We start from the raw sequence: 6,933 nt of genomic DNA on the forward strand, positions 1-6,933 counted from the left end.
CAATTCACCTTTGGTACTCGTACTTTTGTCGCTATTAATGATGCTACCGCAGGATTTAGTGCCACTACGGATGCCATTATTGAGGTGACAGGTTTAACTGGTACTTTAGGAATTAGTAACTTTACCACTGCCCTAGCGTAGCTTCTGGTATCATGTAGATGAACAACTTTGTAGAGACGTTTCATGAAATGTCTCTACATTAGCCTTAAAGTATCCTGTGATTGATGCGATATGATCAAGATTCAGGCGTTGCTGAATTGGGGTATGAAATTGAAAAATCAAAAAAATGAAACTCTTACCCTCTGAGACTGGAGCGCCACTGCGTGAAATAAAATCATACTCTTAATCAGCAACGCCAAGATTCAATAATAACCGCACATTAGAAAATTTAAAGGATATGATAACATGGTGCGTTACGCTGTCGCTAACACACCCTACGTATCTCTAGTGACAACTTTACCTAGCTACTACCAAAAACTCTTTCCATACCATAAGTTAACCTATTTGTCAATAGTATATTTGTTCTACTAGTCAAAGTACATTATTTGCTGAATAATTTTTCCCCAATTTACTCTTTTAACCCACTGCTAATTTGTAGAGTTTTATATATTTTTTCAAAATTGATCTCTGAAACGACTATAAATAAAGACTTCTGAAAATCATCTTTTGAGCGGGGTGCAAAATTGACAATATTAACCCAATTATGAAATTCTCAATAATTCTAGCAAATCGCCGAAAGTATTGCAAGCTCGTTGCTAAATAAAAATTATTCTCAATTAATTGTTAAGAAAATCTAAAGTTGAATTTTCCTAAGTTATGAATATTAAAAGTATTATCTTATTAAGATAAGTTTTAATTATAATTTATTGTTAACTCATTCATACGCAGTGATAACGGAAACAATAAACTCAAAGCACAGTAGGAAAAAATGACTTAAAAGATATTATTTACAATAATATCTGTATGAGCGGTAAAGTATCCTGTAATTGATGGGATATGTTCAGGATAAAGTAAAAAACAAAATTATACACATAGTAAAATGGAGCTATAAATCAAAGAGATTAGCTCATTTTCACTCCACTCATAGAAATTAAATTGATAAAGATAATAATTAGGTGACTAATTGATAGTAACGTAAACAATCATCTGGTAAAAGACTCAAGATAAAATCTCTGTCCTTATTCCAATTAGAAATATGTTCTTCCTGATTGAGTATAACCAAATGAATACTCTGAAGTATCTGAATTATCTTTTGGTTAGATGTACTGCGGGGTGGTACAGTTGCACCTAATTATGATTGTTTGGGTTTCATGCAAGCCGCTTTTAAATCTATAGGTGTTTGGCTACCAAGAGATGCTTATCAACAGGAGGCTTTCACTCAAATAGTTGATATGACGGAATTAAAATTAGGAGATCTAATATTTTTTGGTACCTCAAAGAAAGCGACTCACGTGGGTTTATATTTAGGTGATTGTTATTATATCCACAGTTCAGGAAAAGATCAAGGCCGGAATGGTAATGGTATTGACCAACTTTCGGAACAAGGAGACAAAGTTAGAAGGAGACAAAGTTAGTCAGTGTTATTATCAACAATTGCGTGGTGCTGGTAGAGTAATCAAAAGTTATCCTGGTCATGGATAGATGAACTGTATTTTGGGACTACCCAGAGGCGTTTTAGTGACAGATAGATCAAAAGGATGAGAATCAATTATGGAAATCTCTGTGATATGATTCCCAGTCAGAAACTAGGAACAAGATAACAAGATAATTTAACCCACAACCTTCAGATCCCCGACTTCCTCAAGAATTTGGGGATTTATATCCAATCAATTATCAGCTATAAAAAATGACTAATCATCAATTACCAATTTTAGATGTATCCGTAGTTATACCAATTAAAGATGAAGTAGAAAGCCTACCTTTATTACTAGAAGCGATTTCTTCCACTCTCACAGCTAGTAAATTGAACTATGAAATTATTTGTGTAGATGATGGTTCTAGGGATGGTTCAGCGGAATTTCTCAAAGAACAGGCACAAATTCGTACTGATCTAAAAGCGGTGATTTTGCGTCGTAACTATGGACAAACTGCGGCCATGTCTGCGGGCTTTCATTATGCTATGGCCAAGGTAATTGTGACTTTAGATGCTGATTTACAAAACGATCCGGCTGATATCCCTATGTTAATTACAAAGCTGGACGAAGGTTATGATTTAGTGAGTGGTTGGCGGCAAAATCGGCAAGATGGGGCATTAAATCGCCTACTTCCTTCTAAAATCGCCAATTGGCTAATTCGTGGTGCTACTAGCGTTTATATTCATGATTATGGTTGTTCTCTCAAGGCTTATCGGGCTGAGTTAGTCGCGGATATGAATCTTTATGGGGAATTACACCGCTTTTTACCCGCATTAGCATATATCGAAGGGGCGAGAATTACTGAAGTCCCTGTGCGTCATCATGCGCGGCGGTTTGGACAGAGTAAGTATGGCATATCAAGGACATTTCGGGTATTAATGGATTTATTAACTATTCTATTTATGAAAAAGTTCCTCACCCGTCCTATGCACGTCTTTGGACTGTTAGGCTTAATTTCTATGGTTTCTGGTGGGGGAATAGGAATATACTTAACTTTGGTTAAATTGGTTTTTCATGTAAATATTGGTAATCGTCCTCTGTTGATTTTGGCGGTTTTGCTGCTAGTAACTGGGGTACAGTTGTTTTGTTTCGGTCTTTTGGCAGAGTTGTTAATGCGGACATACCATGAATCTCAGGGAAGGCCTATCTATCGTGTGCGGGAAGTTGTGGCAAAAAATGTTAAGTAACGTAACAATAGGAAAATAACACTTTTAGGATTATTGCATCTGCCGTGAAAGCTTTTGATACTTTTGACGCTGAACTGCGGAAAAACCTGCTCATGTTATTTGCCGCAGGTTTGTTTTTTTGGTCAGGTTTAGCCTCATTATTGCCGACCTTACCTTTATATATTGAACATATTGGCGCGAATAAGCAAGAAATTGGTGTGGTTATGGGGAGCTTTGCCATTGGTATAATACTAATTAGACCATCCATGGGTGCTTTAGCTGATAACCGAGGCCGGAAAATAGTCTTATTGATAGGGATGTTTGTCGTAGCGATCGCTCCTTTGGGATATTTAGTGGTAAAATCGGTTATTCCCCTCATATTGATTCGTGCCTTTCATGGTATTAGTATTGCTGCCTTTGCCACAGCTTACACCGCCTTAGTGGCAGATTTAACACCAGAACACCGTCGGGGGGAAGTTGTCGGTTACATGAGTTTGGTAAGTCCTTTGGGTGTGGGCATAGGTCCTGCCATAGGTGGGTTTTTACAAGCAACTGCTGGTTATACCCCATTATTTCTCTCATCTGCCGTCTTAGGATGTCTAGGTTTACTATGTATTATCCCCATTGTCAACCCACCTATTGCCATTCAACCAATTAACAGCAAAAATGATAACTTTTGGCAAATACTAACTAGTCCTCCCGTGCGGATTCCTGCTATAGTCCTATTATTGAGTGGTTTGACCTTAGGTAGTTTACATACTTTCATCTCCCTATTCATCAAATCAACAGGAGTGGATTTAAATCCAGGCTTATTTTTCTCCGTGGCCGCCATTTCCAGTTTTAGTTGTAGATTATTTACTGGTAAAGCTTCTGATCAATATGGACGTGGTTTATTTGTCACTATGAGTTTGATAGCTTATACTCTCTCTATCATCTGCGTATGGCAAGCAAATAGCACTTTCATGTTTTTATTAGGAGCATTAATGGAAGGCGCTGCTTCTGGTATACTAATTCCCATGATTTCCGTATTAATAACAGATAGAAGTTTACCCCACGAACGAGGTAGAATATTTGCTGTTTCTTTCATCGGATTTGATCTAGGTTTCGCTATAGCAGGTGCAATTTTGGGAACATTTGCTCAAACCTTTGGTTATCGTAGTATGTTTGGTTTTATCACGGGTTTAACAGTTCTGACGATTGTAATTTTCTTGACTCAATCTAGCCGCAATATACCAGAATCTCTAGGTTTTGCCTTTGGTCGTAATCAAGATGTCTATGCTGTAAAATAATTTAACGGATGGGAAATTGAACCCTGGAGAACAGGGAATAGGGAATAGGGAACAAATAGCAACTTATTATTAGAGGAAAATTACTGGCTGGATTAAATTTATTATGTCTCTAAAACAAGAAACAAAAAAATATTATAAATGGGTTTGGGATGTATCCCTGGGTGGTGAATTTGATGATTGGGGTACTAGTACATACTTCATGGAAATTGGCAATACTTTATATCCTCTTAGACAAATAGAAGTCTATGAAAATGGCAACGTTTTATTTTATGATCATAGCCACTTCTTAGACGATTATGGGATGTTGTGTGATCAGAAAATAGATATACTAGACATACAAGAATTTGAAATTACTCAAGCAGAATTTGAGCAAGTATGGCAAACAAAAATTCCCATCAATAGACCCCTCATGAAAAAGAATGTAGAGTCGAGAATCCCTAACCAGATCAATTCTCTACAAAGGTTCTAGGATGAGCATATTAAATTTAATTTAGTTTCTGGTTTTCTGAAAACATCTGATAGATAGTTTTGATATAAGTCTATTTTCTGATAGGATCAATAATACATACGGTAACACAGCAGATTTCAACTTCGTGAAGTACAAACATACCCCAACCCTGCCCTGAATTGAAATATATCTTGTAAATCTAAAATAGGCCGTCATATTCTGCCTTCCAAACTCCATGCAGCACGAAACTCAACTAAGTCTCTTTGATAATTCTAGTTTAAACCAGCGATCGCTAATTCCTGTCAACGGACAAATTCCCATTGTCCCCGGAACTTATGAGAATATGGGAGAATTAGAAAAACACTGTCATCACTGTCACCGTTGTCCATTAGCAGCAAACCGGACTCATGCTGTAGTTGGCCGTGGTAACCCCCAAGCCAAAATTATGATTATCGGGGAAGCACCGGGAAAAAACGAAGACGAAACAGGTTTACCATTCGTCGGTAGATCAGGACAACTACTAGAAAATATCTTAGCATCAGTTCAATTAAATACAGATACAGATATATATATAGCCAATATTTGTAAGTGTAGACCACCGGAAAATCGCGTCCCTACAGGAGAAGAAATAGCGGCTTGTAAACCCTATTTATTAGAGCAAATTCGCTTAATTAACCCAAAAATCATTTTATTGACAGGTGCAACCTCAGTTAAAAGTGTAATTGGAGACAAACGGCCTATTACTAAAATTCGTGGTCAATGGTTGGAATGGGAAGGACGCTTATGTATGCCTATTTTTCATCCCTCCTACTTATTGCGTAACCCTTCGCGGGAACAAGGAAAGCCGAAATGGCTCATGTGGCAAGATATACAGACAGTCCGTGATAAGTTGGATGAATTAAAAAATCAGGATCAAAATTAAGTAGGTTGGCCTTAGAAATTATTGTTGTAGGAAGGCAAGAGGCACTCATGCAAGAGTGAAGTCCCGAATACTCCTACTCAAAAATCACAATTCGTCACTAATTAGTAATACTTGACATTATACATAAATTATAACATAATTATCAAAGTTTTGGTTAATGGCTACAGGGTGTTCGATCTAGTCTCGTCTTATAGCTAGGCTTGTGCTTGATGACGAACTTAATTAATTCGACTGGATTAAATACGACTACTTCAGTTATTGACACTTTAACACCAAGGAAAAATATGACAAATAATCAGATGCACGCGCCGCACCTCGTGGTTATTGATGCGGCTGTTGATGATCGCAAGTTTTTGATCAAGGGCGTTTTGCCTGATGCTGATGTGATGGTCTTGGATCGACATCGCGATGGGATTGCTCAAATTGATGAGGTGCTACGGGCTGGTGATTTTAGAGCCTTGCAGATTGTTACTCATGGCTCTGAGGGTGAGTTACGGCTAGGTAATACAAGCCTGAATTTGAGTAATTTGTTGAATTATGCAACGGCTTTACGATCATGGCAAGTTGATGAAATTTCCCTTTATGCCTGTGAGGTTGCGTCAGGTGCAACGGGTCGAGATTTTGTTAAGCAGTTGGCTGTAGTTACTGGCGCGAGAGTGGCGGCGGCGACTACTAAGGTCGGTAATTATGCTTTAGGTGGTACTTGGAGTTTAGCGGTGCAAACTGGGGCAGTCACTACGCCTCTGATGATTGAAAATAATGTTTTAGCGAATTATGCAGGGGTTTTACCTGTGACGGTAGACTATACTACTGTTCCTGAAACTATTACCATTGCGGCTAATACTAATGCCACAGATACTGATGTAAGTTCTAGTGCTGGCGGTGGGACGACAACCTATAACAATACCAGTGATGGCTTGCAGATTAATGGTGGTTTAACTGGAACTAACACATTTAATGTCAATGGTGTTGGTACTGGTTTTAGTCTCGATTTGATCCTCAATGGTAGTGGTTATACCAATGGTGATGTCGTCAACCTCAATGCCAATCTCCGCAGTAATGACTTCACGATTGATCAAGTGCAGACTATTAATGTGGCGACGAATGTGGGGCTAACTGTTTTTGACACACCTGATCAAGGGGATGTCAATTGGACGGCAGGGCAGAGCATTGTCTTTAATAGTGGCTCTAGCTTAACTACGACTACAGGAGATGGTACTGGTAATATTAATCTCATTGCCAAAGGTGGATTGACTACGGTTAACAGTATCGGTATTCGAGTTAACACTGCGAGTATTACTTCTACTGATGGCACGATTACTTTGACTGGCACTGCAAGCGGTACTGCTACAGGAACTGAGAATTATGGTGTTCGCGTTCAGGGTACTAACAGCAGGATTAGTTCCGTAAATGGGGCGATCGATGTTACAGGTACAGGCGGTTCTGGCACGAATGCTAACTATGGTGTGAATAT

Annotated in this window: 6 protein-coding genes and 1 pseudogene; all 7 read left to right on the forward strand. The window is 38.4% G+C overall.

Annotation, left to right across the window (positions count from 1 at the left end; translation table 11 throughout):
- On the forward strand, nt 1–141 hold a 141-nt coding region (locus H6G25_RS21600; RefSeq protein WP_199319823.1), incomplete at its 5' end, for a bluetail domain-containing putative surface protein.
- A 1,130-nt stretch (nt 142–1,271) separates the two neighbouring features.
- Nucleotides 1,272–1,641: pseudogene (locus tag H6G25_RS20715) on the forward strand (C40 family peptidase); the annotation flags it as partial.
- A 205-nt stretch (nt 1,642–1,846) separates the two neighbouring features.
- Nucleotides 1,847–2,821, forward strand: a complete 975-nt coding sequence (locus H6G25_RS20720) for a glycosyltransferase family 2 protein (protein ID WP_190394112.1) — start codon at nt 1,847–1,849, stop codon at nt 2,819–2,821.
- Nucleotides 2,822–2,865: 44 nt separating this feature from the next.
- Nucleotides 2,866–4,089: an MFS transporter gene (locus H6G25_RS20725; protein WP_190394113.1), complete on the forward strand. Its 1,224-nt coding sequence runs from the start codon at nt 2,866–2,868 to the stop codon at nt 4,087–4,089.
- 103 nt (nt 4,090–4,192) lie between these two features.
- Nucleotides 4,193–4,558: a hypothetical protein gene (locus H6G25_RS20730; protein WP_051289429.1), complete on the forward strand. Its 366-nt coding sequence runs from the start codon at nt 4,193–4,195 to the stop codon at nt 4,556–4,558.
- A gap of 214 nt (nt 4,559–4,772) precedes the next feature.
- The gene (locus H6G25_RS20735; protein WP_190394114.1) at nt 4,773–5,459 is read left to right on the forward strand and encodes a uracil-DNA glycosylase; all 687 of its coding nucleotides are present in this window, start codon (nt 4,773–4,775) and stop codon (nt 5,457–5,459) included.
- A gap of 284 nt (nt 5,460–5,743) precedes the next feature.
- A partial coding sequence (locus tag H6G25_RS20740; protein ID WP_190394115.1) for a DUF4347 domain-containing protein occupies nt 5,744–6,933 on the forward strand: 1,190 nt, incomplete at its 3' end.

This window comes from Dolichospermum sp. FACHB-1091 (genome assembly GCF_014697585.1).
Classification (GTDB): domain Bacteria; phylum Cyanobacteriota; class Cyanobacteriia; order Cyanobacteriales; family Nostocaceae; genus Dolichospermum.